Below are 26,592 nucleotides of genomic sequence, written 5' to 3' on the forward strand. Positions count from 1 at the left end.
GCGCACTGCAACAAACCTGCACATCGATTCCATTGACTCTCATATATCGGCGAGTAAGGATTTCGGCACGGAACAACCGTCCCGGAAACCGCCGAAGCCGATCCCGGGCAGGTGCCGCACGCTGCGGTGACGACCGCTCCCGGCCGTATCCCGCGGCATTTCGACGGCTCATTGTCGTGCGCTGCGCGCCTTTCGGCGGCCTCCATTGCGACAAGGAGAAAACACCCGATGGCACCCTCATTCCGGGCCCGCCGGCTGCGCCGGAGCGCCGCCGCCGGCGCGCTGGCCGTGCTCGTGACGGCCGGCCTGGCCGCCACCGTGACCGCCGCCCAGGCGGCGACCGTGTTCACCGCCGATTTCGAGTCGGGCAGCACCAGCGGCTGGTCGAAGTCGGGCGGCACCTGGTCGGTCGTGGCCGACGGCTCGCAGACCCTGCGGCAGAGCAACGCCGGCAGCGAGAACGCCCGCGACCTGGCCGGCGACGCGGGCTGGACCGACTACACCGTCTCGGCTCGGGTCAAGCCGCTCTCGTTCGGCTCGGGCGGTTTCGTCGGCCTGCTGGCCCGGGCCCGGACCTCGACCACGTTCTACCGGCTCGCGCTGCTGCCCGGCCAGGCCCAGCTGCAGGCGGTCAACAGCGGCAGCGTCACGGTGCTCGGCACCTCGTCGCGGGCCGTGACCGCCGGCACGTGGTACGCGGTGAGCCTCAGCGTCACCGGCTCGACCATCAGCGGCAGCGTCGACGGGTCCCCGGTGGGCTCCGGCGCCGGCGCCGTCTCGGCGGCCGGCCGGATCGGCGTCCAGACCGCCTACGCCACCGCCGGCTTCGACGACATCACCGTCAGCACCGGTGGCGGCGGCACCCCCTCGCCGACCGGCCCCACCGGCAGCCCCACCGCCAGCCCGACCACGAGCCCCACCGCCAGCCCGACGCCCAGCCCCACGGCGACCACCCCGCCACCGAGCTCCGCCGACACCCTCTACGTGGCGCCCACCGGCACCGCGGGCGCGGCCGGCACCCAGGCCAGCCCGACCACGCTGGCCTCGGCGATCACCCGGGTCACCGCCGGCGGGACGATCTACCTGCGCGGCGGCACCTACGCGAACGCCCAGACGATCACCATCGCGCCCGGCAACAACGGAACGTCGAGCGCCCGCAAGAACATCGCCGCCTACCCGGGCGAGACGCCGGTGCTGAACTTCTCGGCCATGGCGGAGGACCCGGCCAACCGCGGCCTGGCCGTCAACGGGTCGTTCTGGCACATCTCCGGCATCGTCGTCGAGCGGGCCGGTGACAACGGGATCTTCGTCGGCGGCAGCAACAACATCATCGAGCGCACGGTGACCCGCTTCAACCGCGACACCGGCCTCCAGCTCTCCCGGATCGCCTCGGACACGCCGAACAGCCAGTGGCCGGCCGGCAACCTCATCCTGAGCGCGGAGTCGCACGACAACGCCGACTCCGACGGCGAGGACGCCGACGGGTTCGCGGCCAAGCTGACCGTGGGCCCGGGCAACGTCTTCCGGTACGCCGTGTCGCACAACAACATCGACGACGGCTGGGACCTCTACACCAAGACCGACACCGGGCCGATCGGCGTGGTCACCATCGAGGACTCGCTGGCCTACGACAACGGCACGCTCAGCAACGGCGGGCAGGCCGGCAACGGCGACCGCAACGGCTACAAGCTCGGCGGCGAGGACATCAAGGTCAACCACATCGTCCGGCGCAACATCGCCTACCGCAACGGCAAGCACGGGTTCACCTACAACAGCAACCCGGGGTCGATGACGATCTCCAACAACATCAGCATCGACAACACGCAGCGCAACTTCTCGTTCGACGCCGGCACGTCGGTCTTCCGCAACAACACCTCGTGCCGCAGCGGCAGCGGGACCAACGACCGCATCACCGGCGACGCGGACGGCTCGAACCAGTTCTGGTCCGGCGCCAACGGGTCCCGGTGCGCCGCGCTGACCGGCGCCCTGGGCTGGTCCTTCGCCTCCGACGGCCGCCTGGTCGTGACGCTGGGCGGGCGGCCGGTCACGCCGTAACCGCGACGCTCACCGCGCCGGACCCGGCCGCCACGGCGCCGGGTCCGGCCCCGCGGTCCGCGTGCGCGCCGGCCGGCCCGGCGAGCGTGACGATCTCGTCCACCCCGGACAGTCCGTCGAGGCGGTGGGTGATCAGCAGCACCGTACGGTCCTCGGCGGCGGCCAGCAGGTCCCGGGTGAGCGCGGCCGCGGTGTCGTCGTCCAGGTGCTCGGTCGGCTCGTCGAGGATGAGGATCCGGAAGTCGGCCAGCAGCGCCCGGGCCAGGGCGAGCCGGCGGCGCTGGCCGCCGGAGAGCTGCACACCGTGCTCCCCGACCAGGGTCGCCGGGCCGTCCGGCAGCCCGTCCACCCAGTCCAGCAGCCGCGCCGCGGCCAGCGCGGCCCGCACCTGGGCCCCGGTGGCGTCGCGCCGGGCGATGCGCAGGTTCTCCTCGATCGTGGTGTCGAACAGGTACGCGTCCTCGCTCAGGTAGCCGACCAGCTGCCGGACCCGGTCCCCCGGCAGGTCCCGCAGGTCCACGCCGTCGATGCGGACCGCGCCGGCGGTGGGGTCGAGGAAGCGCACGAGCAGCGCCGCGACGGTGCTCTTGCCCGAGCCGCTCGGCCCGACCAGCGCCACGCGGCGCCCCGGCGGCAGCACCAGGTCGAAGTCGCGGACGGCGGTGCGGCCGGGCGCCCAGCCCGCGGTGACCCGGTCCAGCCGGACGGTGTGCGGTCCCGGTCCGACCTCGAGCGGGTGGGCGGGCTCGGGCACCGGCGCCGGGGCCGCGATCACGTCGGCCAGGCGGCGCAGGGCGCTGCGGGCGCCGGCGAAGCGCTGGGCGGCGGCGGGCAGCCCGGCGGCCGCCTCGAACACGGCCAGCGGCGTGAGCACGACGACCGCGAGCAACTCGCCGGACAGCGTGCCCGCGCGCACCGCGACCGCGCCGGCGCCCAGGCCGACGAGCACGCTGAGGCCGGTGGCCAGGGCGGTCACGGCCGCGGAGGCGCCGGCCGCGAGGCTGGAGCGCCGTTCGGCCTCGCGCAGCCGGGAGTCGACGTCGCCCAGCCGGGCCAGCTGGGCGCCGGTGGCGCCGTACGCGATCAGGTCGGGCAGCCCGTGCAGCAGGTCGACGGTCCCGGCGGCGAGCTCGCCGCGCAGCGGGGCGAGCCGGCCGTCCGCGCGCCGCGCCGCCGCGGCCTGCAGCCACGGCACCACCACGCCGACGACCACCAGGCCGGCCGCCAGCGTCAGGCCGGCGACCGGGGACAGCGTCGTGACCAGCGCGACCGCGCCGGCGCCCACGACCGTGGTGACCGCGTACGGCAGCACCACCCGGGTGAGCAGGTCGAGCACCGCGTCGACGTCGGTGACCAGCCGCTGGACCAGGTCGGCGCGGCGGAAGCCGGCCAGCCCGGCCGGCGCCAGCAGCTCCAGCCGGGCGAACAGCCGCACGCGCAGCTCGGCCAGCACGCGCAGCGCGCCGTCGTGCCCGGCCAGGCGTTCGACGTAGCGCAGCACCCCGCGGCTGATGCCGAAGGCGCGCACGGCCACGATCGCCACCATCAGGTGCAGCACGGGCGGGTGCAGGGCGGCCCGCGAGATCAGCCAGGCGGCGGTGGCCATCAGGCCGACCCCCGCGCCGGCCGCGCCGACCCCGGCGACGACCGCGAGCAGCAGCCCGGGCGCGGCCGGGCGGGACACCCGGCGCAGCAGCCCCAGCCAGCTCATCGCGCACCGGCCGGGGTCCGGGCCAGGTCGACGACCCGGTCGGCGACGGCGATCAGCTCGGGGCGGTGGGCGGCGATGAGCACGGTACGCCCGGACGCCAGCCGCCGGATCGCGGCGAGCACGTCGGCGGCGGTGGCGGCGTCCAGGTTGGCGGTCGGCTCGTCGAGCAGCACCACCGGCGTGTCCCGCAGGAACGCCCGGGCCAGGGCGATGCGCTGGCGCTGCCCGGCGGACAGCCCGGCGCCGTCGTCGCTGAGCACGGTGTCGAGCCCGTCCGGCAGGGCCTCGACGAACGCCGCCGCGCCGGCCTGCGCCAGGGCCCGCCGTACCTCGGCATCGGTGGTCCCGGCACCCAGGGCGACATTGGCCCGGATCGAGGCGGCGAACAGCTGCGGTCGCTGCGGCACCCACGCGACCTGCCGGCGCCAGGCGGCGGGGTCCAGCTCCGCCAGCGGCACGCCGGCCACGCGCACCGCGCCCCGCGCCGGGGTGGCCAAGCCGAGCAGCACGGCCAGGGCGGTGGACTTGCCGCAGCCGCTCGGGCCGGTCAGCGCCACCACCTCGCCCGGCTCGATGACCGCGGACAGGCGCAGCGCCGCCTCGGCCCGCTCCGGATACGTGACCTCGACGTCGTCGAAGACGATCCGCCCGGCCGTCACGGTCCGCTCCCCCGCGGGCGGCACCGGGGTGTCGAGCACGGCGAACGCCTCCTCGGCGGCCGCGAGCCCTTCGGCGCTGGCGTGGTAGTTCGCGCCGACCTGCCGCAGCGGCAGGTACGCCTCGGGCGCCAGGATCAGCACCAGCAGCGCGGTGGCCAGGTCGAGGTGGCCCGACACCAGGCGCAGCCCGATGCCCACGGCCACCAGGGCCACCGACAGGGTGGCCAGCAGCTCGAGCACCAGCGAGGACAGGAACGCGGTCCGCAGGGTGCGCATCGTCAGCCGGCGCTGCTCGGCGCTGATCCGGCGGATCGTGACCACCTGGGCCTTGGCCCGCCCGAAGAGCTTGAGCGTGCCCAGCCCGGCGACCACGTCGAGGAAGTGGTGCGAGAGCCGCTGCAGCAGCCGGAACTGGCGGCGGTTGGCGGCCTCGGTGTGCCGGCCGACCAGGGCCATGAAGACCGGGATCAGCGGCAGCGTCAGCGCGATGGTGACGGTGGCCACCAGGTCGGCGCCCAGCAGCCGGGCCAGCACGATCGCGGGCACCAGCGCGGCCAGCACGAGCTGCGGCAGGTAGCGGGCGAAGTAGGCGTCGAGGGCGTCCAGCCCGCGGGTGACCAGGGTGGCGAAGGCACCGGTGGCGCCGCGCGGGCCGAGCGCCGCCACGTGGGCGAACAGGCGCCGGCGCAGCTCGCTCTTCGCGGCGGCGGCGGACCGCGCCGAGGCGACCTCCTGGGCCCAGGCCAGCGCGGCCCGGGCGGCGACGACGGCGGCCAGCCCCAGCAGCGTCCCGCGCAGCTCCCGAAGGCCGGCGCCGTGCAGGAACACGGCCGTGATGCCGTCGGCGAGCAGCGTGGCCTGCGCGACGATCAGCCCGGCGGTCGCGACGCCGAGCAGCACCGTGACGGCCAGGTACGCCCGCGTGCTGCGGGCGTACCGGAGCAGCCGGGGGTCGAGCGGCTTCACACCTTCTCCCGGGCCGGGGCGCTCGCCGGCGGGATGTGCGCGACGGTCAGCCGCTTGCGGAACACCCAGTAGGTCCAGCCCTGGTAGGCCAGCACCACCGGGGTGAAGATCACGGCCACCCAGGTCATGACCTTGAGCGTGTACGGCGTCGACGACGCGTTGTCCACGGTGAGGCTGTTCGCGGCCACGGTGGCCGGCATGACGTCCGGGAACAACGTGACGAAGAGCGCGAAGGTGGCCAGCACGATCGTCGCCCCGGTGGCCAGGAACGCCCAGCCCTCCCGGCGCGCGTACGCGGCCAGCACCGCGCCGGCCAGCGCCGCCGCGGCCAGGGCCGAGAGGATCCAGCCGCCGTGGTCGCGGTGGGCGATGGCCGTCCAGAGCAGGAACGCGCCCGCGATCGCGATGACCGGTCCGCCCAGCGTGGCGGCGAGCCGGCCGGCGCGCTCGCGCACCTCGCCGTCGGTCTTCAGCGCCAGGAACACGGCGCCGTGCAGCGTGAAGAGGGTCAGCGTGGTCAGCCCGCCGAGCAGCGCGTACGGGTTGAGCAGGTTGAAGAAGCCGCCGACGTACTCGTGGTCGGCGTCCAGGGCCACCCCGCGCACGATGTTGCCGAACGCGACGCCCCACAGCAGCGCCGGGACCAGGCTGCCGCCGATGATGCAGGCGTCCCAGCGGCGGCGCCAGCGGTCGTCGTCGACCTTGCCGCGGTACTCGAAGGCGACGCCGCGCAGGATCAGCGCGACCAGGATGATCAGCAGGGGCAGGAAGAAGCCGGAGAAGAGGGTGGCGTACCACTCCGGGAAGGCGGCGAACGTGGCGCCGCCGGCGACCAGCAGCCACACCTCGTTGCCGTCCCAGACCGGGCCGATGGTGTTGATGAGCAGGCGCCGCTCGCGCTCGTCGCGGCCCAGCACGGGCAGCAGGATGCCGACGCCGAAGTCGAAGCCCTCCAGCAGGAAGTAGCCGGCCCAGAGGATCGCGATGAGCGCGAACCAGACGGTGGTGAGTTCCATGGTCCCGTTCTCCTAGTACGCGAAGGCCAGCGGGCGGTCGGCGTCGTCGTCGCCGGGCGTCTCGATCTCCGGGGCGCCGGCCCGGGCGTACCGGACGAACAGCCCGACCTCGATGACGGCGAGGACGCCGTACAGCAGGGTCAGCACGATCAGCGAGGTCGCCGCCTCCGCGCTGCTGACCGCCGGGGAGCCGCTCTCGGCCGTCTTGAAGACGCCGAACACGGTCCACGGCTGCCGGCCCATCTCGGTGAAGATCCAGCCGAACGAGTTGGCCAGCAGCGGCATGGCCACAGTGGCGATGGCGGCGGTCCAGAGCCAGCGGTTGGCCGGGGTGCGGCCACGCCGGCTGGTCCACAGGGCGAGCGCCGCGACCGCCATGGCCAGGGCGCCGAAGCCGATCATGAGGCGGAACGACCAGTACGTGACGGGCACGTACGGGGCGTACTCGCCGGGGCCGTACTTCCGCTCGTACTGCTGCTGGAGGTCGTTGATGCCCTCCACCTCGCCGCCGGGGCTGCCGGTCGCCATGAACGACAGCAGCGACGGGATGCGCACGCTGGCCACCTCCTCGCGCCCGTCGAGCGAGCCGATGGTGAACAGCGAGAAGGAGGCCGGCTCGGACGTGTCGTAGAGCGCCTCGGCGGCGGCCATCTTCATCGGCTGCTGCTCGGTCATGATCCGGGCCTGCAGGTCGCCGGTGATCAGCACGCCGACCCCGGCGATCAGCACCACCCAGGCGCCCAGCCGCAGCCCCGGGCGGAACACCTCCTCCTGGTTGCCCCGGCGCAGGTGCCAGGCGCTGACCGCCAGCAGCAGCGCCCCGGCGGTCAGGAAGCAGGCGGTGATCGTGTGCGGGAAGGTGACCAGCGTCGTGGAGTTGGTCAGCAGCGCGCCGATGCTGTGCAGCTCGGCCCGGCCGGTCTCCGGGTTCACCTGGTAGCCGACCGGGTGCTGCATCCAGGAGTTGGCCGCGAGGATGAAGTACGCCGACAGCAGCGTCCCGATCGAGGCCAGCCAGATCGTCGCCAGGTGCAGCTTCTGCGGCAGCCGGTCCCAGCCGAAGATCCACAGTCCGAGGAAGGTCGACTCGAGGAAGAAGGCGAGCAGCCCCTCGATGGCCAGCGGCGCCCCGAAGACGTCGCCGACGAAGCGCGAGTAGTCGCTCCAGTTCATCCCGAACTGGAACTCCTGCACGATGCCGGTGACCACGCCCATCGCGAAGTTGATCAGGAAGAGCTTGCCCCAGAACTTCGTGGCCCGCAGGTACTGCTCCTTGCCGGTCCGCACCCACGCGGTCTGCAGCCCCGCGACCAGGGCCGACAGGCCGATCGTGAGGGGCACGAAGATGAAGTGGTACACGGTGGTGATGCCGAACTGCCACCGGGCGATGTCGAGCGCGTCCACGCGAGGTCCTTTCCACGACTGCCCCGAGTCTTGGTGATCTCCGGCGCCACCCAGCAGGGCCGAAGGTCCCTACCGGTCCCGGATCCGACCCTTCCCCTGCCGCGCGCCCGCGCGGGCGCGCACACTCACACGAGACGCACCGGGAGGTGTCCGTGATGACCGGAAGACATCAGGCGACGGCCGCGCAGCGCACGGAGCTCCTGCACCGGATGCTGCTGCTGCGGTGCGGCGGGGCCGGCGACGCCACCTTCGGCGACCTCGGCGAGGCGATCACCGTGGGCCTGCGCAGCGCGCTGAGCCCGTTCGACACCCTGGCCGAAGGTCCCGTCCTGGCCGTCGAGCTGGCCCAGGAGGACGTGCTGCGGCACCTGCCGGCGGTGACCGTGTGCTTCGTCGGCGCCGCGGCGGCGCCCGGATTCACCATCAGCCTCGGCCACGCGATCGACGACCGGCTGCCGGTGCTGTTCTGCTGCGCCGACCGGCACGAGGCCCACCCGGCGGGCACCGGCGGCATGCCGGTCGAGACGGTGGACGGCACGGACGTGGAGGCGGTGGGCCGGGCCGCGCTGACGGCGGTTCATCCGGTACGCGCCGGAGCCGGCCCCCGCCTGCTGCACTTCCGGATCGACGCCCCACGTCCCGGTGACCCGCCCGACCCGATCCGGATCCTGGCCGACCGGATGCGCGCCGACCACCAGCTCGACGACAACGCGCTGCTGGCGATCGAGAAGCACGTCGCGGCCCAGCTCCTCACCCGGGCCGGACTCCGGTAGCGGCGCCGGCCGCGGTCAGCCGGCCATCGACGCGCCCATGCCGTTGCCGGTGGCCAGGAAGTCCGTGCCCGGCAGCGTGCCGGCCGCCGTCCGGGGCCCCTGCGCGGTTGCCGGGTCGGTGGAGCGGAAGCTCGCCGCATCCCAGCCGTCCTGCTGCCAGCTGGTGCGCGACGCCCGCGCCGACGGGGACAGCCCCTGCGGCGCCGCGTTGTCGACCGCCACGTCGGCCCGCAGCACCGCCGCGGCGTCCGGCATCGCGAAGCCCGTGCCCCGGTTGCGGAACGCGGTGCTGTTGGTCAGCTCCAGCGCCGCCGGGTTGCGCTCGTCGGTGAACCCGTGGCCGGCGTTGTCCCAGGCGGCGCAGTGCCGCAGCCGGTGGGCCGCCGTGGCCGGCGGGTCGCCGCCGCCGAGGGCGAAACCGCTCGCGCCGTTGCCGTACGACCAGGTGTACTCGACCGTCACCGGGTCGGCGAAGGAGCCCAGGTCGATGCCGGTGCTGCCGTTGCCGGCGGCGCGGACGCCGCGGATCACGTTGCCCGCGCCGGCGCCGAACTGCACGCCCAGGCCGATGCCCACCCCCGCCGCGCCGGCCGGGTCGCGGTTGTCCGTGAAGTCGCTGTCCAGCACCTGGTTGCCGATCGTGCCCGGGTCGCGCAGCATCAGGCCGGAGCGCACGTTGTCGTGCAGCCACAGCCGGCGCAGCACGGTGTCGCGGCAGCCCCGGCAGACGTACGCGTGACTGCGCGACCCCCGCACCTCCAGCCCCTGCACGGTCCAGTACGCCGTGCGCTGGGTGATCGCCCACTGGTCGGCGGGGATGCCGGCGGCGTCGATGACCGGCCGCTCGTCGCGGTAGTTGCTGAGGGTGATGCGCCGGGCCGCCGTACCGCTGGTGGTGATGGTGATGCCCGCGGCGGGCCGGTAGGTCCCGCCGCGCAGGGCGATCGTCTGTCCCGGCCGGATGGCCGCCACCGCCCGCTGCAGGGTGGCGTACGGCCGGCGCAGGCTGCCGTCGCCGGAGTCCCGGCCGCCGGGGGCGACGTAGATGTCGGCGCGGCGCACCCCGAGGCCGGTCGCCGCCGGCGCGGCCGTGGTGGCGCCCGGGGTCGGTGGGGCCGGCACGGCCGGCCGCAGGGTGGGCGGGGCGAGCGGCCGCGTGGTCAGCGTGGGCAGCGCGATGCCGCTGCCGGCGCCCCCGGGCGGCAGCTCGGTCCGGTGCACCGCGTAGACCATCCCGCCGCCGACCGCCAGCGTCGCGACCGTGCCCACGGCCAGCGCCTTGTGGTGCAGGAACGCCTGGAGCTGGCCGAGGACCGAGGCGCCGGCGGCGGCCCCGGTCTTGGCGATGAGCCCCGCCTTGAGCCCGGCGAGCAGGGCCACCGGCACCGGCAGCGCGGCGACGCCGAGCAGCAGTTCCTCGGGCGCGATCAGTCCCCGGCCCCGCGGGCCGCAGCGCGGGCACTCCCGGACGTGCCGGACCAGGCGCTTGCGCCACAGCGGGTCGGCCGCGCCGTTCCACCGGCGCAGCCGGCTGCTCAGCTCGGGGCAGCGCGGCCGCGCGCCCAGCGCCCGCACGATGCCCCGGGCCGCGTCGAGCTGGGCCTTCATCCGCTGCACCCGCACCGCGGCGTGCCGGGGCGGCACCCGCAGGGCCGCGGCGAGCTCCCCGCGGGTCAGCTCGCCGGCCGTCTCCTGCCACCAGAGCCCGAGCAGGGTCCGGTCGGCGTCGTCGAGCCAGTGCACCGCCCGGACCAGCTCGCGGCGCTGCTCGGCGACCACCAGCTCGGCGGTGGCGCGCTCGGCGAAGTCGCCCTCGGGGTCGGGCAGGTCCGCCGGCTCGGCGGCCCGGCGCAGCCGGGCGGCGCTGCGGGAGCGCAGGTGCAGCTGGATCTGCCGGTACGCGATGGTCACCAGCCAGGACCGGTAGCGCTCCGGCTCGCGCAGCGAGGGCAGGGCGTGGATGGCGCGCAGCATGGTCTCCTGCACCACGTCGTCCACGTCCGGGTGGCCGCCGAGGGCGCGGCCGATGACGTTGTAGACCAACGGGAGGTGGGCGGCGACGAGCTCGTCGAGGGCGCCGGCGCCACCGGCCTGGGCGTCGCGGACGAGCCGGGCCACGTCGTGTCCGACGACCTGACTCTGCGTCACCGCGGGACCCTCCTTCGTCTCCGCCGGACCGGAGCCCGGGGCGGCGCACCGGGCGATCCGCCGGACATAGACGCCTATCGTTGACGGGGCTCCGGCCACGCTCCGACGCCGGCCGGATGAGCTGCGGTAATGCGATGGCGATCGATGGCTGCGCCGTATCGTGACACAGCCCGCGAGGCCTGTAAAGCGAGCCCCCGGCGACCTCGCCGAACATTTTCGCGCGATTTCTGTTGTCCGGTGGCCGGCCGCGCATCTACGACAGTGCCGCTCCACCCCCGGGGCGGTGATGACTCAACGTGACCACATGGGAGCGCTCCCGCTGCCGTGGACCCCGTACGAGAGGACCGGACAGTGTCTGGATCAAGGCTGGCGAGACGTCTCCTGGTGGCCGCGCTGGCGGTCGCCGTTCCCGGGGCCGCGATCGCCTCCGGCACCCTGCCGTCGCAGGCGGCCGCCCTGCCCCCGGCCGGCGGCACCTACCAGCTCGTGGTGACCAAGAGCGGCATGTGCATCGACGTACCCGCCGCCTCCACCACCAACGGCACCACCCTGCAACAGTGGGGCTGCACCACCGGCGCCACCTGGCAACAATTCAAACTCACCGCCACCGGCGCCAACTACCAACTCGTCAACGTCGCCAGCGGCAAATGCATCGACGTCCCCAACTCCTCCACCACCAGCGGCATCCAACTGCAGCAGTACACCTGCGGAACCTCCCAGGCCAACCAGCAATGGAAACTCACCCCCAGCGGCACCGGCACCTTCCAGATCAGCAACCTCAACAGCGGCCTCTGCATCAGCGACCAGGGCGCCTCCACCACCTCCGGCACCCCCGTCATCCAGGAAACCTGCACCGCCAACAGCAACAAACAATGGGCCTTCCGCCCGGTCGCGACCGGCAGCGCGACGGTCGCCGCCGACGGCACCGGCCAGTACCGGACCGTGCAGGCGGCGATCGACGCGGTCCCGGCCGGCAACACCACCCGCCGGGTCATCACCATCAAGGCCGGCACGTACCGCGAGATCGTCACCGTGCCGGCGACCAAGCCGTTCGTGACGCTGCAGGGCCTCGGCGCCTCCGCCGCCCAGACGGTCATCGTCAACAACCACAGCTCGGCCGGCGGCTACGGCACCTCGGGCAGCGCGTCGGTCTTCGTCAACGGCGCCGACTTCGCCGCATCGAACCTGACCATCGCCAACGACTACGGCGAGGGCAGCCAGGCGGTCGCGGCGAACCTCAACGGGGACCGGGCGGTCTTCGACAACGTGCGCTTCCTCGGCAACCAGGACACGTTGCTGCTCAACAACTACCGCGCCTACGTGAAGAACTCCTACGTCGAGGGCACGGTGGACTTCATCTTCGGCGGCGGCACCGCGGTGTTCCACGCCAGCACCATCCACGAGCGCCGCAGCTCCGGCGGGCCGATCACCGCGGCGCGCACCGACCCGGCCAAGGCGTACGGCTTCCTGATCTACAAGTGCACGGTCACCGGCGTGGCCAACAACGTCACCCAGCTCGGCCGCCCGTGGGGCGCCGACGCCCAGGTGCTGGTCCGCGAGTCGGCCCTCGGCGCCACCATCAGAACCGCCCAGCCCTGGACCGACATGTCCGGCAACACGTGGCAGAACGCGCGGTTCCTGGAGTACCGGAACACCGGCTCCGGCGCCGGCACGAACGGCAACCGGCCCCAGCTGAGCGACGCGTCGGCGGCCGCCTACACCCCGCAGAAGTACCTGGCCGGCAGCGACGGCTGGAACCCGGTCGGCTGACTCCCCCGCATCCCTTCGTCCCAGGAGAATCCATGACGTCCCGGAAACGCGCCGCCCTGCTGGCGGCCGTCCTCGCGGTCCCCGCCGCGTTCATCGGCTACTCGGTCCTGCCGTCGCAGGCGGCCGCCCTGCCCCCGGCCGGCGGCACCTACCAGCTCGTGGTGACCAAGAGCGGCATGTGCATCGACGTACCCGCCGCCTCCACCACCAACGGCACCACCCTGCAACAGTGGGGCTGCACCACCGGCGCCACCTGGCAACAATTCAAACTCACCGCCACCGGCGCCAACTACCAACTCGTCAACGTCGCCAGCGGCAAATGCATCGACGTCCCCAACTCCTCCACCACCAGCGGCATCCAACTGCAGCAGTACACCTGCGGAACCTCCCAGGCCAACCAGCAATGGAAACTCACCCCCAGCGGCACCGGCACCTTCCAGATCAGCAACCTCAACAGCGGCCTCTGCATCAGCGACCAGGGCGCCTCCACCACCTCCGGCACCCCCGTCATCCAGGAAACCTGCACCGCCAACAGCAACAAACAATGGGCCTTCCGCCCGGTGGCGGCCGGCCGGCAGTGGCCCGGGACGCCGGACGGCTTCGCCTCCACCGGCGGCGGCACCACCGGCGGCGCGGCCGGGCCGACGGTCACCGTGACCACGCAGGCCGACCTGCAGAAGTACGTCACCGCGACGACCCCGTACGTCATCCGGGTCGCCGCGGCGATCACCATCACGCCCAAGGGCACCGAGCTGAAGGTGCAGTCGAACAAGACCATCGTCGGCGCCGGCACCAGCGGCCAGATCGTCGGCGGCGGCTTCTTCCTCGGCGCCGGCGTCCACAACGTCATCATCCGGAACCTGACCATCCGCGACACCCGGATGGCCGACGACGACCCGGACGACAAGGTCTACGACTACGACGCCATCCAGATGGACACGGCCGACCACGTCTGGATCGACCACAACACGCTCACCCGGATGAACGACGGCCTCATCGACAGCCGCAAGGACACCAGCTACCTGACGGTCTCGTGGAACGTGCTGGCCGAGAACAACAAGACCTTCGGCATCGGCTGGACCGACAACGTCATTGCCCGGATGACGATCCACCACAACTGGATCCACGACACCAACCAGCGCAACCCCAGCACCGACAACGTCGCGCTGGCCCACCTCTACAACAACTACCTGCAGAACGTCACCTCGTACGGCAACTACGCGCGCGGCGCGACCAGGATGGTGCTGGAGAACAGCTACTTCGACAACGTCAAGAACCCGTACTACCCCGACGCCACCGCCCAGCTGCGGCAGAGCGGCAGCGTGGTGGTCAACTCCTCGGGCAGCCAGTCGACGCTCGGCTCGGCGTTCACCCCGAGCAGCTACTACGCGTACACGCTGGACCCGGCGGCCGACGTGCCCGCGCTGCTGAAGCAGTACGCCGGGCCGCAGGCGACCATCGGCCTCTGACGCGGCGGTGCGCCGGGGCCGGCCGCGCGGCCGGCCCCGGCGCGTCTCAGCGGGTCCGCAGGGCGCCGGCGAGCGCCGGTAGGCGGCGGTCTCGGCGGTACAGCGCCATGGCGCTGCGGCCGAGGCGGGCCGCGATCGCCCGGGCGGACACGGCGGCCAGGCCGTCGGCGTCCGCGACGGCGATGCCGGTCCGCACGATCTCGTCCAGGTCGAGCTGCTGGCGCGTACCCTCACCGCCACGGCCGTCGCGGCCGGGGTGGACCGCTTCGCGTCCTACGGCTACTCCTGGCTCGCCCTGGCCGGGCTGCAGCTCGCGGCCCGCACCGACCGGCTCGCCGCGCCGGCCATGGGCGGGTTCCCAGCGCTCGGCGGCCCCTACGGCCCGATGCTGACCGTCACCCACGCCCCATCGCGAGGCGCTGGCCGCCCAGGGCCGGCCGCCCCGCACGACCGCGGTGCGGCCGGGCGACGGGGACTCGGCCGAGGTGACGCTCAGCCCGGAGCAGGCCCGCGTCGGCGACGGCGACCGGCCGACCGGGTGCTGTCCGTCCTGGTCCCCCGGCTGCGTCGGCACTGGTGTTGAATTCCGGTGTGGACCGCCGACTGAGCAGCATCGCCCATGCCCGCCACCCGATCGCGGCGCCGATCCTCGGCGTCAACGTCAACCGGCTGCTGCGCCGCGCCGACCGCCAGCCGGCCGCCCGGATCCTCGATCTGGGGTGCGGGCAGGCCGCCTGGGCCCTGCAGGCGCTGGCCCACCACCCGGACGGGCACGCCGACGGCGTCGACATCGACCGGTACGCCCTGGAGCGCGCGGCGGCCGCGGCCGACGCGCGGGGCCTGGCCGACCGGCTGACGCTGCACGAGCGGGACGCCCGCGACTACGTGCCGGACGGCGAGCACGACCTGGTGCTGTGTGTCGGCTCGACGCACGCGTTCGGCGGGCTCACCGGGACGCTCGCGCTGGCCGGCCGGCACGTGCACCCCGACGGCGTCCTGCTGGTCGGCGAGTGTTTCTGGGAGGCGCCGCCGACGCCCGAGGCGCTGGCGGCGCTGGGCGCCGAGCCGACGGACCACACCGGCCTGGCCGACCTGGTCGCCACCGTCGAAGCGGCCGGCTGGGCCCCGGTGTACGCCCACATCAGCGACACCGCCGAGTGGGACGACTACGAGTGGTCGTGGACCGGGTCGCTGACCGCCTGGGCGCTCGACAACCCGGGCCACCCGGACGCCGCGGCCGCCCTCGCCCTGGCCCGCGACCGCCGCGAGGGCTGGCTGCGCGGTTACCGCAAGGTGCTGGGCTTCGCGACCCTGGTGCTGCGCCGGCGCTGAGCCCCGGCGGCGGCTCAGGTCTCGTAGTACCGGCCCCGTTGCCGCCGGTAGGCCCGGCGGGGATCGCGCCCGAACTGCCGCAGCACGAAGCCGGTCACGGCCGCGCTGGCCAGCGCGACCAGCACGAAGGCGAGCACCGGCGGTCCCTCCACCGGCGCGGACGACCCGGCCGGTCGGGCCTGGGCGGCGTTCGCCACCGCGCCCGGGGCGGCCGGCGGCGGCGCGGTCGGCAGCGCCGCGAAGTCGACGATGCCGCTGCTCTCCAGCAGCGTCATGTGGGTCATGACGAACTGGTTGGTGCGCTGGGCCAGCTTGCGCACCGTGTCGTTGCGGGTGCTGGCCCGGATCGTGGCGATGGCCGGGAAGATCTTGCCGTGCGCGGCCCGCAGCCGGTCGATGTAGATCCGGTCGAAGTCCTCGCCCTCCGCGTCGCGCATCTCGGCGAGCCAGCCCTGCTGGTCGGCGTTGGGCTTGCTCGGCAGGGCCACGTCCAGCTTCTTGGCCGCGTCCCGGACGAGCTTGTCCAGCGCGACGTGTTGCGCGGCGATGTCGCGCCCGATGGCCTGGATCCGCGGATCGCCCGACTTCTCCTGGGCCATCTCGCCGGCGGGGATCTCCCACAGCCCGGCGAGGCGGACCTTGACCGCGAAATCGCGGTCGGCGTCGGAGACGTCGCCCCGGCCGCGGTCGGTGAGCAGCCCGTTGGGCGGCACCGGTACGCCGGGTTCGGCCCGCGCCTGCTGCGGGTCGAACAGCATCACGATGACGGCGAGCAGCGCGGCACCGGACAAGTGGCGACGCCACCGCGGCATCCGAACGACGGCGAACACGTCGGCCTCCAGACAGGGGGGTGGGACGAACCCTGGTGAGCGGTGATACGGGGTGCGGGCCCCTTCGGATCAATCCCCGGGACGGATCTTGGCGGAGCGGCGCCGCCTCCCGGTCACCCGGACGGGGCGACGAGGGCCGCCGTGAGCACGGCGGCGGTGCGTTCCTGCCATTCGTCCGCGGTCCACCGGCAGACGTCGGTGAACTGCAGGTAGGTCTCGGCATTGCCGTGGACGAACGCGATGTCGCGGGCCAGCTCGACGGTCAGCCCGGGCTTGAGGGCGCCCCGGCCGGCGAGCAGCTCCGCGAGAAGGCCGTGCGCCAACCGGGTCTGCGCCTGGTTGGCGTCCCACTGCGCGGCCACCTCGGGGTCCGTGCCGGTGGCTCCGCGCACCACCCGCATGAGCGGGGCGATCCGGTCCAGGATGACCCGGCCGGTGGCCAGCCACAGCGCGATGATCCGGGCCGGATCGGTCTCCTGCCGGATCTCCTGGACCCACGGCCGGTCCAGCAGCGGCACGGGGTCGTCGTCGCCGACCGCGGCGACGTCCAGCGCCTCCTTGAGCAGGGTCCGCTTGTTACCGAAGTGGAAGTAGACCGTCTGCACGGCGACGCCGGCCTGCTCGGCCACCTGATCCAGCCGCGTCGGGCCGTAGCCGTGCGCGACGAACTGCGCGGCCGCGGCGGCCACGATGCGCCGGCGGGTGGCCCGCGCCCGCTCGGCCCGGCTGACCCGGGGCTTGACTTGTCCGGCTTCCACCACGTCAAGCTCCCGGTCGCCGACCTCGCCCGCAGCCGGAAGTGGTACGCCACCGTGCTCGGCCTGCGCGTCGAGATCGAGTTCATCGAGGACGGGGCGCTGCGCGGGCTGGCCCTGACCGACGCGAGCGGTCGGCTGCGCCTGGCCCTGCGGCTCGATCCCGTACGGGCGGCGGCCCTCGCCGGCTTCGACCCGATCGCCCTCGAGGTGCCCGCCCGCGACGACGTGCAGGCCTGGCGGGTCCGGCTGGACGAGCTGGGCCAGCCCCACGGCGGCGTCGTGGCCGGGCACCGCGGCGGCGCGGTCCTGGTCGGGCTGCACGATCCGGACGGCATCGAGATAAGGCTCTACGCGGACTGAGCCACCGCCCAGCACCGACTCGGAGGAAAGCCATGAGCACCCTGCCCGTCACCGACGACAAGAGCACCGCGATCGCCTCCATCCGCCTGATGGCGTCGGGAGAGCTCGCCGACCTGGCGGCCGTCTACACCGCGGACGTCGTCAACCGCGAGGCCCGCAACGAGCCGCCCGACACCCGCGGAACCGGCCCGGCAGCCCTGTACGCCACCGCGCGCTGGCTGCGCACCGCCTTCTCCGACCTGGCCTGGGAGATCCACGACGCGGCCCGGGACGGCGACCTGGTCGTCGTGCACGCCACGATGTCCGGCCGCCAGACCGGGCCGTTCGTCTCGTACGAGCCCGACGGCTCGATCGGTGCAGTCTTCCCGCCCCGCGGCCGCCGCTTCGCCGTCACCCAGACCCACTGGTTCCGCATGCGGGACGGCAGGGTGGCCGAGCACTGGGCCAACCGCGACGACCTCGGCATGGGCCGGCAGCTCGGCTGGACGCCACCGAGCCCGGCCTACCTCGTCCGGATGCTGCTGGCCCGCCGCCGGGCCAGGCGCGCCGCGGCCGCCGCGAGCCCGGCCACCACCTCCTGACCCCGCCCCAGGACCGGACGGAAACCCGCCCCCAGGACCGGACGGAACCCGCCGCCGGGCCCCGCTCAGAGGTCGATCAGCTCCACGGACACCCGTACCGTGTCGCCCGCCTCGACCTCCTCGGCCCGGCGGACCGCCCGCTTGACCGGCAGCGCGTAGCTGTCGCGCGCGCCGTCCGGGAAGATGGACGTCGTCCAGGCGGTGCCGCCGATCCGGACCCGGACCCGCAGCGAGCCGAACCCGCGGGCCCGGCCGCCGGCGCGTTCCCGGATCTCCGCGGAGGCCCCGGCCGGCAGGCTGACGAAGGTCCAGCTGTCGAGCTTGCGGGCGTCCCAGATCCACAGTTCGGCCTCGAAGTCCACCACCATCGCCGCAGCATCGCACGAGGGTCCGACAACGCCGCCGCGCTTGCCAACGCCGGTGTCTTCGCCGAGCATCGACGCATGTCCCGGATATCGAAGTACATAGATGCCATGAGGCGCCCGGCGGCGCGGGCCGCGCTCGCCGCCGCGCTGCTGTCGGCCCTCGTCGCCGCGCCCGCGTCCGCCGCCCCGGCCTCGCCCCCCACGGCGCCCTGGACCGGCGCCTGGGCGACCAGCCCGCAGCGCGAGGCGGGCCCGGCCTTCGCCGACCAGACCCTGCGCATGCTGGTGCACCCCACGCTCGGCGGCGCCCCGGTACGGCTCCGGCTCAGCAACGAGTACGGCGACCAGGACGTCACCTTCGGCGCGGTCGGCGTGGCCCGGGCGGCCGCCTCCGGCGCACCCGACCTGGTGGCCGGCACCAGCCGCCCGGTCACCTTCCGCGGCCGGGGCGCCGTCACGGTCCGGGCCGGCACCCACGTCCTCAGCGACCCGGTGCCGCTGGCCGTCGCGTACGGCCAGGACCTCGCGGTCGACCTCTACGTCACCGCGGGCGGCGACGCGGCCGCGATCACCGGGCACGACGCCGCCCAGGGCACCCAGTTCGTGGCGGACGGCGACCGGGCCGGCGCACCGGGAGCGGCGTTCACCGGCACCGTGAACTCCTGGTTCTGGCTGGCCGGGGTCGACGTGCGACCGGCGCCGGCCGTGCCGGGCAGCATCGTGGCGCTCGGCGACTCGATCACCGACGGGGCGTACACCACCTGGAACGGCAACGACCGGTGGACCGACGTGCTCGCGGCCCGGCTCCAGGCGCTGCCCGCCCGGCGGCGGTTCGGCGTGCTCAACGAGGGCATCGGCGGCAACCAGGTCCTGACCGACCGCACCGACTGCTGCGGCGCCGGGACCAGCGTCTCGGCCCTGCGGCGGGAGCGCACTGACGTGCGGCAGCAGACCCGGGTGCGGTACCTGATCCTCGCCGAGGGGATCAACGACATCGGCTACCACGCCGACGCCGACGCGCTGATCGCCGGGATGCGGACGATCGCCGACCGGGCCCACCGGGCCGGCCTGCGGGTGATCGGGGCGACGATCACGCCGTACGGGTGCGACGCCGGGTGCTTCGACGCCACCCAGGAGGCCACCCGGCAGCGGGTCAACGCCTGGGTGCGGGGCAGCGGGGCGTTCGACGGGGTCGCGGACTTCGACGCGGTGCTGCGGGACCCGGCCGATCCGGCGCGGGTGCTGCCGGCGTACCAGGCCGACCCGCTGCACCCCGACATCGCCGGTCAGCGGGCGATGGCGCAGGCCGTGGACCTGAGCCTGTTCCGCTGAGCTGGGCCGACTGAGGCTGCGTTAAGGTCGGCCCATGCCGTACGACGTCGCCCGGGTCCGGGCCACCTATCCCGCGCTGGCCGAGGGCTTCGCCCACCTCGACGGGGCCGCCGGCACCCAGGTGGCCGCGCCGGTCGCCGACGCGATCGCCGCGACGCTGCGCCGGGCGGTGTCCAACCGCAGCGCGGCCTTCGAGCCCGGCCGCCGGGCCGCGGAGATCGTCGCCGCCGCCCGGTCCGCCGTGGCCGACCTGGTCGGCGGCGAGCCGGCCGGGGTGGTCCTCGGCCCGAGCGCGACCGCCCTGACGTACGTGGTGGCGCGCACCCTGGCGCAGTCCTGGCGGCCCGGCGACGAGGTGGTCGTGTCGCGGCTCGACCACGACGCCAACGTGCGGCCCTGGGTGCAGGCGGCCGAGGCCGCCGGGGCCACCGTCCGCTGGGCCGAGTTCGACCCCGACGGCGACCTGCCCGCGAAGCAGTACGCCGACCTGGTCGGCCCACGCACCCGGGTGGTGGCGGTGACGGCCGCCAGCAACGTGACCGGGGCGATGCCGCGGGTCCGGGAGATCGCCGACCTGGCCCACGCGGCCGGCGCCCTGGTGTACGTCGACGGCGTGCACGCCACCGCGCACGTGCCGACCGACGTGGCGGAACTGGCCGCGGACTTCTACGTCACCAGCGCGTACAAGTGGTCCGGCCCGCACCTCGCGGCCGTGGTCGCCGCCCCGGCCCGGTGGGAGTCGCTGCGGCCGGCCAAGCTGATCCCGTCGTCCGACGCGGTGCCGGACCGCTTCGAGTTCGGCACCCCGAGCTTCGAGCTGCTGGCCGGGATGACCGCGGCCGTGGACCACCTGGCCGCCCTGCCGGAGCTGTCCGGCGCGGGCGCCGCCACGCCCGGGGCGTCGCGCCGGCAGCGGGTGGTGGCCGGCATGGGCGTGGCCGCCGCGTACGAGGCGGAGCTGCTGAAGCGGCTGCTGGCCGGCCTGCACGCCGACCCGGCCGTGACGGTGCTCCCGGCCCCGGCCGAGCGGTGCCCGACGGTGTCGTTCCGGGTCCGGGGCCAGTCCCCCGCCGAGACCGCCGCCGCGCTGGGCGAGCAGGGCGTCTGCGTCTTCTCGGGCGACTACTACGCCTACGAGTACTTCACGGCGACGGGGTTGCGGGACAGCGGGGGCGCGGTCCGGGCCAGCATCTACCACTACAACACCGCCGCCGAGGTCGACCGGCTGCTGGGGGCGCTCGGCTCCGGTTCCTGACGGCGGCGCGGCCCTGACGGGCGGGGCGGGTCCTGTGGCCCGTGGTCCCGGCCGGCGCGAGCAGGTCCCGCGGGCCGGCGCGTCAGCGCCGGCGGTCCCGGTGAGCACGCGGCCTGCGGTCAGCCCGGACCGGTCCCGCGGCGCGCGGTCGGGAAAGCGCGAGCCGGGCGCGCCGCCCGCGACCCCGCCAAGCACGCACCCCGCGATCCCGCACGCACGCGGCCCGCAGTCAGCCCGCGCCGGTCCCACAGCCCGCGGTCCGGCGAAGCGCGAGCCGGTCACACCGCGGCCGCTGACAGGCAGATCACCGGCGGCCGAGGCCGGTGCCCGGCCGCGTGGCCACCCGGACCGCCCCGGCGCCCTCAGAGCCCGCGCCCGCCCGTCAGGTAGCGCGGAGCGCCTCGTCCAGCTCCCGCAACAGCTCCCCGGGGCGTCCCCCGCCGGCCGGCGCCGCGGGATAGCGCCGGAGCACCGCGACAACCGCCGGCGTCACCCGCTGCCGGGCCCGGGTCAGCTGCTCGGCGCCGACGGCCCGGTCGTCGCCCGCCCGCAGCTCGGCCGCCCGCGCCGCGTGGGCCGCGGCCCCGAGGATGTGTTTGACCTGGTGCGGATCGGCCAGCGGATGCAGATACGCCGCCGAGGCCGCGCTCATCGCCGCGCGCGCCGCGTCGGCCGCGGCCGCGGTGCTCGCCTCCCGGGCCGCCCGCAGGGCCGCCCACGCGGTGTCGCGCAGCGCCTTCCCGCGCCGGCCGCCGCGGGCGAACGTCCACGCGGCGTCGATCGCGTCGCGGGCGCGGAAGTCGCCCGGGTGGGCCTGCTCGAAGATCTCCAGCGCCTCCCCGGCGTAGCCGGCCACGGCCCGCAGGTCCGCCGGGCTCAGCGCGATCCCGCTGGTTCCACTCGGCACGGTGGCCATCCTCGTGCACGCACCGGGGGCGCCGCCACCCGCCGCTCACACCCGGCGCCGTCGATGCATGCTGCCTACCGCATCGATGGGGGTCACGGTGTCGCCCGTTGGAGTGGTCACCCCGCCGCGCCGTTGACGACGTGCGGCGCCGCGAACAGACTCCCGGGGTGGCCGTGCGACGGGGGCGGCCTCTACCGGGAGTGGGCCCATGGCGGAGGTCGGACCTCCTTACCTGTTCGGCGGGGACGCCGGCAGGTGCTACACCGTCACCTGCGACGTGGACACCACCGTGCTGGAGATGGCCGTCCGCGGCCGCTTCAGCCTGCGGCTGAGCGTGGACGTGTACGCGGCGCTGCGCAAGTGTCTCGCCGAGCACCCGGCGGCGATCATCGTCGATCTCGCGCGGTTCGACGACCCGTACGCCGGCAGCGCGGCGATGTGGCTGGCCGTGAACCGGGCGGCCACGGCCATGTACCCGCCCGTCCGGATGGCGTTGGCCGTGTCCCCGGCGACCCCGCTGGCCGGCCGGTTGCGCCGCCTCGGCGTGCGGCTCCCGGTCTTCCCCACAACGGCGCAGGCCCAGGAGGTGATGGCCGGCGCCCCGGTGAAGGAGCGCCTGCGCCTGGGCGGGCTGCCTCCCGATCCGTCGTCGGTGTGCGTGGCCGGCGATCTCGTCGACGCCGCCTGCGACACCTGGCACCTGCCGGAGCTGCGCGAGCCCAGCCGGGCCATCATGTCGGCGCTGGTCGGCAACGCCGTCGAGCACGCCGGCACCGAGCTCGGCGCCGCCGTCTGGCGGCGCGGGACCGGGCTGCACCTCTCGGTCCGCGACGGCGATCCCCGGCTGCCGCGCCTGCTGGACCGCCAGGCCGGCGGGCGGGGCCGCGGGCTGCGGATCGTCGACGGCAAGTCCACGGCGTGGGGCGCGATCCCCACCGCCGACGGCAAGATGGTCTGGGCCACCCTGCGGACCCGGCGACAGTGGATCACCTGACCGCCGGGGTCCGGATCCAGCCCAGCGTGCGCTCCACCGCGGCCTGCCAGTTCTCGTGCTCCGCGGCGCGCCGGGCCGGGTCCATCGCCGGCGCCCACTGCGCCGCCCGGTGCCAGTTGCGGCGCAGGCCGGCCAGGTCGGGCCAGTAGCCCACGGCCAGCCCGGCCGCGTACGCCGCGCCCAGCGACACCGTCTCGGCGACCATCGGGCGTACCACCGGCACGTCCAGCACGTCGGCGATGAACTGCATCAGCAGGTTGTTCGACGTCATGCCGCCGTCCACGTTCAGCGCGCGCAGGGCCAGCCCGGAGTCGGCGTTCATCGCGTCGACCACCTCGCGGGTCTGCCATCCGGTGGCCTCCAGCACCGCCCGGGCCAGGTGGCCCTTGGTGACGTAGCTGGTCAGGCCGGCGATCACGCCGCGGGCGTCGCTGCGCCAGTGCGGGGCGAACAGGCCGGCGAAGGCCGGGACGATGTAGCACCCGCCGTTGTCGTCCACCGTCCGGGCCAGCGTCTCGATCTCCGCGGCGCTGCCGATCAGGCCGAGGCCGTCGCGGAACCACTGCACCAGCGAGCCGGTGACCGCGATCGAGCCCTCCAGCGCGTACGTGGCGGGCTCGCCGGCCAGCTGGTACGCCACCGTGGTGAGCAGCCCGTGGCCCGAGCGCACCGGCTCCGTTCCGGTGTTGAGCAGCAGGAAGCCGCCCGTGCCGTACGTGCACTTGGCCTCGCCGGGGCTGAAGCAGGTCTGCCCGAACAGGGCGGCCTGCTGGTCGCCCAGCGCCGCGCCGATCCGCACGCCCGGCAGCGCGGTGGTCGCCGTGCCGAGGACACCGACCGACGGGCGCACCTCGGGCAGCATGGCCATCGGCACCCCGAAGAAGTCGCACGCCTCGGCCGACCAGCGCAGGGTGCGCACGTCCAGCAGCATGGTCCGGCTGGCGTTGGTCACGTCGGTCACGTGCAGCCCGCCGGTCAGGTTCCAGATCAGCCAGGTCTCCATCGTGCCGAACAGCACCTCGCCGCGTTCGGCGCGCTCGCGCAGCCCCGGCGTCTCGTCGAGCATCCAGCGGATCCGCGGCGCGGAGAAGTAGCCGGCCAGCGGCAGCCCGCAGCGCTCCTGCACGGCCGCGGCCCCCGGCTCGCCGGCCAGGCCGGTGACCATGGCGGCGGTCCGGGTGTCCTGCCAGACGATCGCCGGGCCGACCGGGACGCCGGTGTGCCGGTCCCAGAGCACGGTGGTCTCGCGCTGGTTGGTGATGCCCAGCGCAGCCACCTGGCCGGCGGTGATGCCGGCCTCGGCCAGCGCCTGCGGGGCGAGCCGGCGCACGTTGCGCCAGATCTCGGCGGCGTCGTGCTCGACCCGGCCGGGCCGCGGGTACGACTGGTGGTGCTCGCGCTGCACCACCGACACCAGCCGGCCCTGCCGGTCGAAGACGATGCACCGGGTGCTGGTCGTCCCCTGGTCGACGGCGACCACGTAGCGCTCGGTCACGAGCCGACCTTGGCCAGGTCGCGGGAGACGGCCCGGGCGATCTCCCGGACCAGGGCCACCAGGGCGGCCCGCGGCCGGCCGGCGGAGTCGCAGATCCGGTCGGTGGGGCCGGAGACGCCGATCGCGCCGACCACCAGCCCGCCGTACGTGCGGATCGGCGCGGCCACGCCGGCCTGCCCGGCGACCGACTCCTCGACCTCGGCCGCCCACCCTTGCGTGCGCACCTCGGCGAGGGTCCGGCGCAGCGCCGCGCCCTTGGTCACCGTGCGCCGCGTGTACGCGGTCAGCGGCCCGGCCCCGGCGTCCCGCGCGCTGAGCGCGTCGTGGGCCAGCAGCACCTTGCCCAGGGCGGTGGCGTGGGCCGGCAGCAGCGCCCCGGTCTCGAGCTGCTGCGGGGTGTCGTCGGGCCGGAACACGTGGTGCACCACCAGCACCTGACCGTCGAGCAGGGCGCCCACCCGCACCGCCTCCCCGCTGCGGGCGGCGAGCGGGTCGGCCCAGTTGATCACCCGCGAGCGCAGCTCGTTGCGGTCCAGCGGCCGGGTGCCGGGCGCGAGCACCGCCGCGGCGAGCTGGTAGCGCCCGGTGGCCGGGTCCTGCTGGACGAAGCCGACGTGCCGCAGGGTGCGCAGGATGCCGTGGGTGGTGGCCTTGGCCAGGCCCAGCGACGCCCCGATCTCGCTGGCCCGCAGCCAGCCGGAGCCGGCGGCGAGCAGCCGGATGACGGCCGCCGCACGCTCGATGGACTGGATGAGGCCGGGCACGACCGTGATCGTAGCCCGCGAAATGGTTCGACATCGTCGAACCGTCGTCGTTGCCGCCGGGTGCGGGCGTGCCTACCGTTCCGGGTCTGACCTCACAGACGGAAGGGACGGCCGGTGGCGGACTTCGTCGGCGCGGTGGACCAGGGCACCACCAGCACCCGATTCATGATCTTCGACCGGTCGGGCGCCGAGGTGGGCCGGCACCAGCTGGAGCACGAGCAGCTCATGCCCCGGGCGGGCTGGGTCGAGCACAACCCGTTGGAGCTCATCGGCAACACGCACACGGTGATCCGGACGGCGCTGCAGCGCACCGGGCTCGGCCCGGCCGACCTGGCCGCGCTGGGCATCACCAACCAGCGCGAGACCACCGTGGTGTGGGACCGCCGGACCGGCCGCCCGCTGCACAACGCGATCGTCTGGCAGGACACCCGGACCGACCGGATCGCCGCCGCGCTGCACCGCGACGGGCGCGCCGAGCTGGTCCGCGAGCGCACCGGGCTGCCCCCGTCGCCGTACTTCTCCGGCGGCAAGCTGCAGTGGCTGCTGGAGAACGTCAGCGGGCTGCGCGCCGCCGCCGAGCGCGGCGACGCGGTCTTCGGCACGGTCGACAGCTGGCTGCTGTGGAACCTCACCGGCGGGATCGACGGCGGCGTGCACGTCACCGACGTCACCAACGCCAGCCGCACCATGCTGATGGACCTGGAGACGCTGGACTGGGACGACGAGCTGCTGGAGATCTTCGGCGTGCCGCGGGCCATGCTGCCGGCCATCCGCGCGTCCAGCGACCCGGCCGGCTACGGCGTCACCCGCGCCGACGGCCCGCTCGGCGGCGCCGTGCCGCTCACCGGCGCGCTCGGCGACCAGCAGGCCGCCATGGTCGGGCAGGTCTGCTTCTCCCCCGGCGAGGCCAAGAACACCTACGGCACCGGCAACTTCATGCTGCTCAACACCGGCACCAAGCCGGTCCGGTCGGCCAGCGGCCTGCTCACCACCGTCTGCTACCGGTTCGGCGACGAGCCCCCGGTGTACGCCCTGGAAGGCGCGATCGCGGTCACCGGCGCGGCCGTGCAGTGGCTGCGCGACCAGCTCGGCGTGATCACCGACGCCGCGCAGAGCGAGGCCCTCGCCGCCCGGGTGCCCGACAACGGCGGCGTCTACTTCGTCCCGGCGTTCTCCGGCCTGTTCGCGCCGTACTGGCGCTCCGACGCGCGCGGCGCCATCGTCGGGCTGTCGCGCTACGACACCGGCGCCCACATCGCCCGGGCCACCCTCGAGGCCATCTGCTACCAGAGCCGCGACGTCATCGAGGCGATGGAGCGCGACTCCGGCGTCCACCTCGAGGTGCTCCGGGTCGACGGCGGGGTGACGGCCAACGCGCTCTGCATGCAGTTGCAGGCCGACATCCTGGGCGTACCGGTGAGCCGCCCCGCGGTGGCCGAGACCACCGCGCTGGGCGCCGCCTACGCGGCCGGCCTCGCGGTCGGCTTCTGGTCCTCGACCGAGGAGCTGCGCGCCAACTGGCGCGAGGCCCGGCGGTGGCTGCCGCACTGGTCCGGCGAGCAGCGGGCCACCGGGTACGCCGGCTGGCAGAAGGCCGTCCAGCGCACCCTCGACTGGGTCGACGTCGCGTGAGCTCCGCAGCCAGGGG

General features: G+C 74.6%; 23 protein-coding genes. 11 read left to right on the forward strand and 12 right to left on the reverse strand.

What is annotated here, in order from left to right; translation table 11 throughout:
* Nucleotides 1-228: 228 nt before the first annotated feature.
* Nucleotides 229-2,055 carry a right-handed parallel beta-helix repeat-containing protein gene (locus Ani05nite_RS21345; protein WP_203770704.1) on the forward strand — a complete coding sequence of 609 codons (1,827 nt, stop codon included), beginning with the start codon at nucleotides 229-231 and terminating at the stop codon, nucleotides 2,053-2,055.
* On the opposite strand, the gene cydC is transcribed toward Ani05nite_RS21345, so the two are convergent.
* The 4 genes from cydC to Ani05nite_RS21365 are packed head-to-tail and all read right to left on the reverse strand — an operon-like array spanning nucleotide 2,045 to nucleotide 7,811.
* A complete protein-coding gene (cydC, locus tag Ani05nite_RS21350) occupies nucleotides 2,045-3,766 on the reverse strand; it encodes a thiol reductant ABC exporter subunit CydC (RefSeq protein WP_203770705.1) in 1,722 nt (573 codons plus the stop codon). The two genes, Ani05nite_RS21345 and cydC, sit on opposite strands and share 11 nt — an antisense overlap.
* Nucleotides 3,763-5,391, reverse strand: a complete 1,629-nt coding sequence (gene cydD / locus Ani05nite_RS21355) for a thiol reductant ABC exporter subunit CydD (RefSeq protein WP_203770706.1) — start codon at nucleotides 5,389-5,391, stop codon at nucleotides 3,763-3,765. Before cydD ends, cydC begins: the two co-directional genes overlap by 4 nt.
* Nucleotides 5,388-6,407, reverse strand: coding sequence for a cytochrome d ubiquinol oxidase subunit II (gene cydB, locus Ani05nite_RS21360; protein WP_203770707.1), 1,020 nt, complete (start codon nucleotides 6,405-6,407; stop codon nucleotides 5,388-5,390). Before cydB ends, cydD begins: the two co-directional genes overlap by 4 nt.
* Nucleotides 6,408-6,419: 12 nt before the next feature.
* Nucleotides 6,420-7,811 (reverse strand): cytochrome ubiquinol oxidase subunit I, encoded by a 1,392-nt coding sequence (locus Ani05nite_RS21365; protein WP_203770708.1) that lies wholly within the window; start codon nucleotides 7,809-7,811, stop codon nucleotides 6,420-6,422.
* A 155-nt stretch (nucleotides 7,812-7,966) separates the two neighbouring features.
* On the opposite strand from Ani05nite_RS21365, the gene Ani05nite_RS21370 reads away from it, so the two are divergent.
* A complete protein-coding gene (locus Ani05nite_RS21370; RefSeq protein WP_203770710.1) occupies nucleotides 7,967-8,584 on the forward strand; it encodes a thiamine pyrophosphate-dependent enzyme in 618 nt (205 codons plus the stop codon).
* A gap of 15 nt (nucleotides 8,585-8,599) precedes the next feature.
* On the opposite strand, the gene Ani05nite_RS21375 is transcribed toward Ani05nite_RS21370, so the two are convergent.
* Nucleotides 8,600-10,732: a sigma-70 family RNA polymerase sigma factor gene (locus Ani05nite_RS21375; protein WP_239130464.1), complete on the reverse strand. Its 2,133-nt coding sequence runs from the start codon at nucleotides 10,730-10,732 to the stop codon at nucleotides 8,600-8,602.
* A gap of 351 nt (nucleotides 10,733-11,083) precedes the next feature.
* On the opposite strand from Ani05nite_RS21375, the gene Ani05nite_RS21380 reads away from it, so the two are divergent.
* On the forward strand, nucleotides 11,084-12,502 hold the full coding sequence (locus tag Ani05nite_RS21380) for a pectinesterase family protein (protein ID WP_203770712.1): 1,419 nt from the start codon (nucleotides 11,084-11,086) through the stop codon (nucleotides 12,500-12,502).
* A 32-nt stretch (nucleotides 12,503-12,534) separates the two neighbouring features.
* Nucleotides 12,535-13,971, forward strand: a complete 1,437-nt coding sequence (locus tag Ani05nite_RS21385; RefSeq protein ID WP_203770714.1) for an RICIN domain-containing protein — start codon at nucleotides 12,535-12,537, stop codon at nucleotides 13,969-13,971.
* 46 nt (nucleotides 13,972-14,017) lie between these two features.
* On the opposite strand, the gene Ani05nite_RS21390 is transcribed toward Ani05nite_RS21385, so the two are convergent.
* On the reverse strand, nucleotides 14,018-14,545 hold the full coding sequence (locus Ani05nite_RS21390) for a hypothetical protein (RefSeq protein WP_203770716.1): 528 nt from the start codon (nucleotides 14,543-14,545) through the stop codon (nucleotides 14,018-14,020).
* A gap of 17 nt (nucleotides 14,546-14,562) precedes the next feature.
* Between Ani05nite_RS21390 and Ani05nite_RS21395 the strand changes: the two genes are divergently transcribed.
* On the forward strand, nucleotides 14,563-15,303 hold the full coding sequence (locus Ani05nite_RS21395) for an SAM-dependent methyltransferase (RefSeq protein ID WP_203770718.1): 741 nt from the start codon (nucleotides 14,563-14,565) through the stop codon (nucleotides 15,301-15,303).
* Between the two features lie 14 nt (nucleotides 15,304-15,317).
* Here the strand turns inward: Ani05nite_RS21395 and Ani05nite_RS21400 are convergent, their stop codons facing one another.
* Complete coding sequence (locus Ani05nite_RS21400; RefSeq protein WP_307836713.1) at nucleotides 15,318-16,133, reverse strand: DUF4142 domain-containing protein; 816 nt, start codon at nucleotides 16,131-16,133, stop codon at nucleotides 15,318-15,320.
* A gap of 113 nt (nucleotides 16,134-16,246) precedes the next feature.
* Nucleotides 16,247-16,891: a TetR/AcrR family transcriptional regulator gene (locus tag Ani05nite_RS21405; RefSeq protein WP_203770720.1), complete on the reverse strand. Its 645-nt coding sequence runs from the start codon at nucleotides 16,889-16,891 to the stop codon at nucleotides 16,247-16,249.
* Here Ani05nite_RS21405 and Ani05nite_RS21410 point away from each other — a divergent pair.
* Both Ani05nite_RS21410 and Ani05nite_RS21415 read left to right on the forward strand, forming a co-directional pair.
* Nucleotides 16,877-17,251, forward strand: coding sequence for a VOC family protein (locus Ani05nite_RS21410; RefSeq protein WP_203770722.1), 375 nt, complete (start codon nucleotides 16,877-16,879; stop codon nucleotides 17,249-17,251). The two genes, Ani05nite_RS21405 and Ani05nite_RS21410, sit on opposite strands and share 15 nt — an antisense overlap.
* A gap of 32 nt (nucleotides 17,252-17,283) precedes the next feature.
* Entirely contained in the window at nucleotides 17,284-17,832 is a 549-nt protein-coding gene (locus tag Ani05nite_RS21415) for an ester cyclase (RefSeq protein WP_203770724.1), read from the forward strand.
* A gap of 65 nt (nucleotides 17,833-17,897) precedes the next feature.
* Here Ani05nite_RS21415 and Ani05nite_RS21420 read toward each other — a convergent pair whose 3' ends face one another.
* Nucleotides 17,898-18,200, reverse strand: a complete 303-nt coding sequence (locus Ani05nite_RS21420) for a DUF1905 domain-containing protein (RefSeq protein ID WP_203770726.1) — start codon at nucleotides 18,198-18,200, stop codon at nucleotides 17,898-17,900.
* A gap of 105 nt (nucleotides 18,201-18,305) precedes the next feature.
* Between Ani05nite_RS21420 and Ani05nite_RS21425 the strand changes: the two genes are divergently transcribed.
* Nucleotides 18,306-19,529, forward strand: coding sequence for an SGNH/GDSL hydrolase family protein (locus Ani05nite_RS21425; protein WP_203770728.1), 1,224 nt, complete (start codon nucleotides 18,306-18,308; stop codon nucleotides 19,527-19,529).
* Between the two features lie 34 nt (nucleotides 19,530-19,563).
* Nucleotides 19,564-20,784: a cysteine desulfurase-like protein gene (locus tag Ani05nite_RS21430; protein ID WP_203770729.1), complete on the forward strand. Its 1,221-nt coding sequence runs from the start codon at nucleotides 19,564-19,566 to the stop codon at nucleotides 20,782-20,784.
* Nucleotides 20,785-21,166: 382 nt separating this feature from the next.
* On the opposite strand, the gene Ani05nite_RS21435 is transcribed toward Ani05nite_RS21430, so the two are convergent.
* Nucleotides 21,167-21,691 carry a putative immunity protein gene (locus Ani05nite_RS21435; RefSeq protein WP_239130465.1) on the reverse strand — a complete coding sequence of 175 codons (525 nt, stop codon included), beginning with the start codon at nucleotides 21,689-21,691 and terminating at the stop codon, nucleotides 21,167-21,169.
* Nucleotides 21,692-21,899: 208 nt separating this feature from the next.
* Between Ani05nite_RS21435 and Ani05nite_RS21440 the strand changes: the two genes are divergently transcribed.
* Nucleotides 21,900-22,685, forward strand: a complete 786-nt coding sequence (locus Ani05nite_RS21440) for an ATP-binding protein (protein ID WP_203770731.1) — start codon at nucleotides 21,900-21,902, stop codon at nucleotides 22,683-22,685.
* On the opposite strand, the gene glpK (Ani05nite_RS21445) is transcribed toward Ani05nite_RS21440, so the two are convergent.
* Nucleotides 22,678-24,180: a glycerol kinase GlpK gene (gene glpK / locus Ani05nite_RS21445; protein WP_203770732.1), complete on the reverse strand. Its 1,503-nt coding sequence runs from the start codon at nucleotides 24,178-24,180 to the stop codon at nucleotides 22,678-22,680. The genes Ani05nite_RS21440 and glpK (Ani05nite_RS21445) overlap by 8 nt on opposite strands.
* Nucleotides 24,177-24,944 carry an IclR family transcriptional regulator gene (locus tag Ani05nite_RS21450; protein WP_203770733.1) on the reverse strand — a complete coding sequence of 256 codons (768 nt, stop codon included), beginning with the start codon at nucleotides 24,942-24,944 and terminating at the stop codon, nucleotides 24,177-24,179. The genes glpK (Ani05nite_RS21445) and Ani05nite_RS21450 overlap by 4 nt, the downstream gene beginning before the upstream one ends.
* A gap of 114 nt (nucleotides 24,945-25,058) precedes the next feature.
* On the opposite strand from Ani05nite_RS21450, the gene glpK (Ani05nite_RS21455) reads away from it, so the two are divergent.
* Nucleotides 25,059-26,576: a glycerol kinase GlpK gene (gene glpK, locus Ani05nite_RS21455; protein ID WP_203770734.1), complete on the forward strand. Its 1,518-nt coding sequence runs from the start codon at nucleotides 25,059-25,061 to the stop codon at nucleotides 26,574-26,576.
* Nucleotides 26,577-26,592 lie beyond the last annotated feature (16 nt).

Origin of the sequence: Actinoplanes nipponensis (assembly GCF_016862275.1) — a bacterium.
In the GTDB taxonomy this organism is placed as follows: Bacteria; Actinomycetota; Actinomycetes; order Mycobacteriales; family Micromonosporaceae; genus Actinoplanes; species Actinoplanes nipponensis.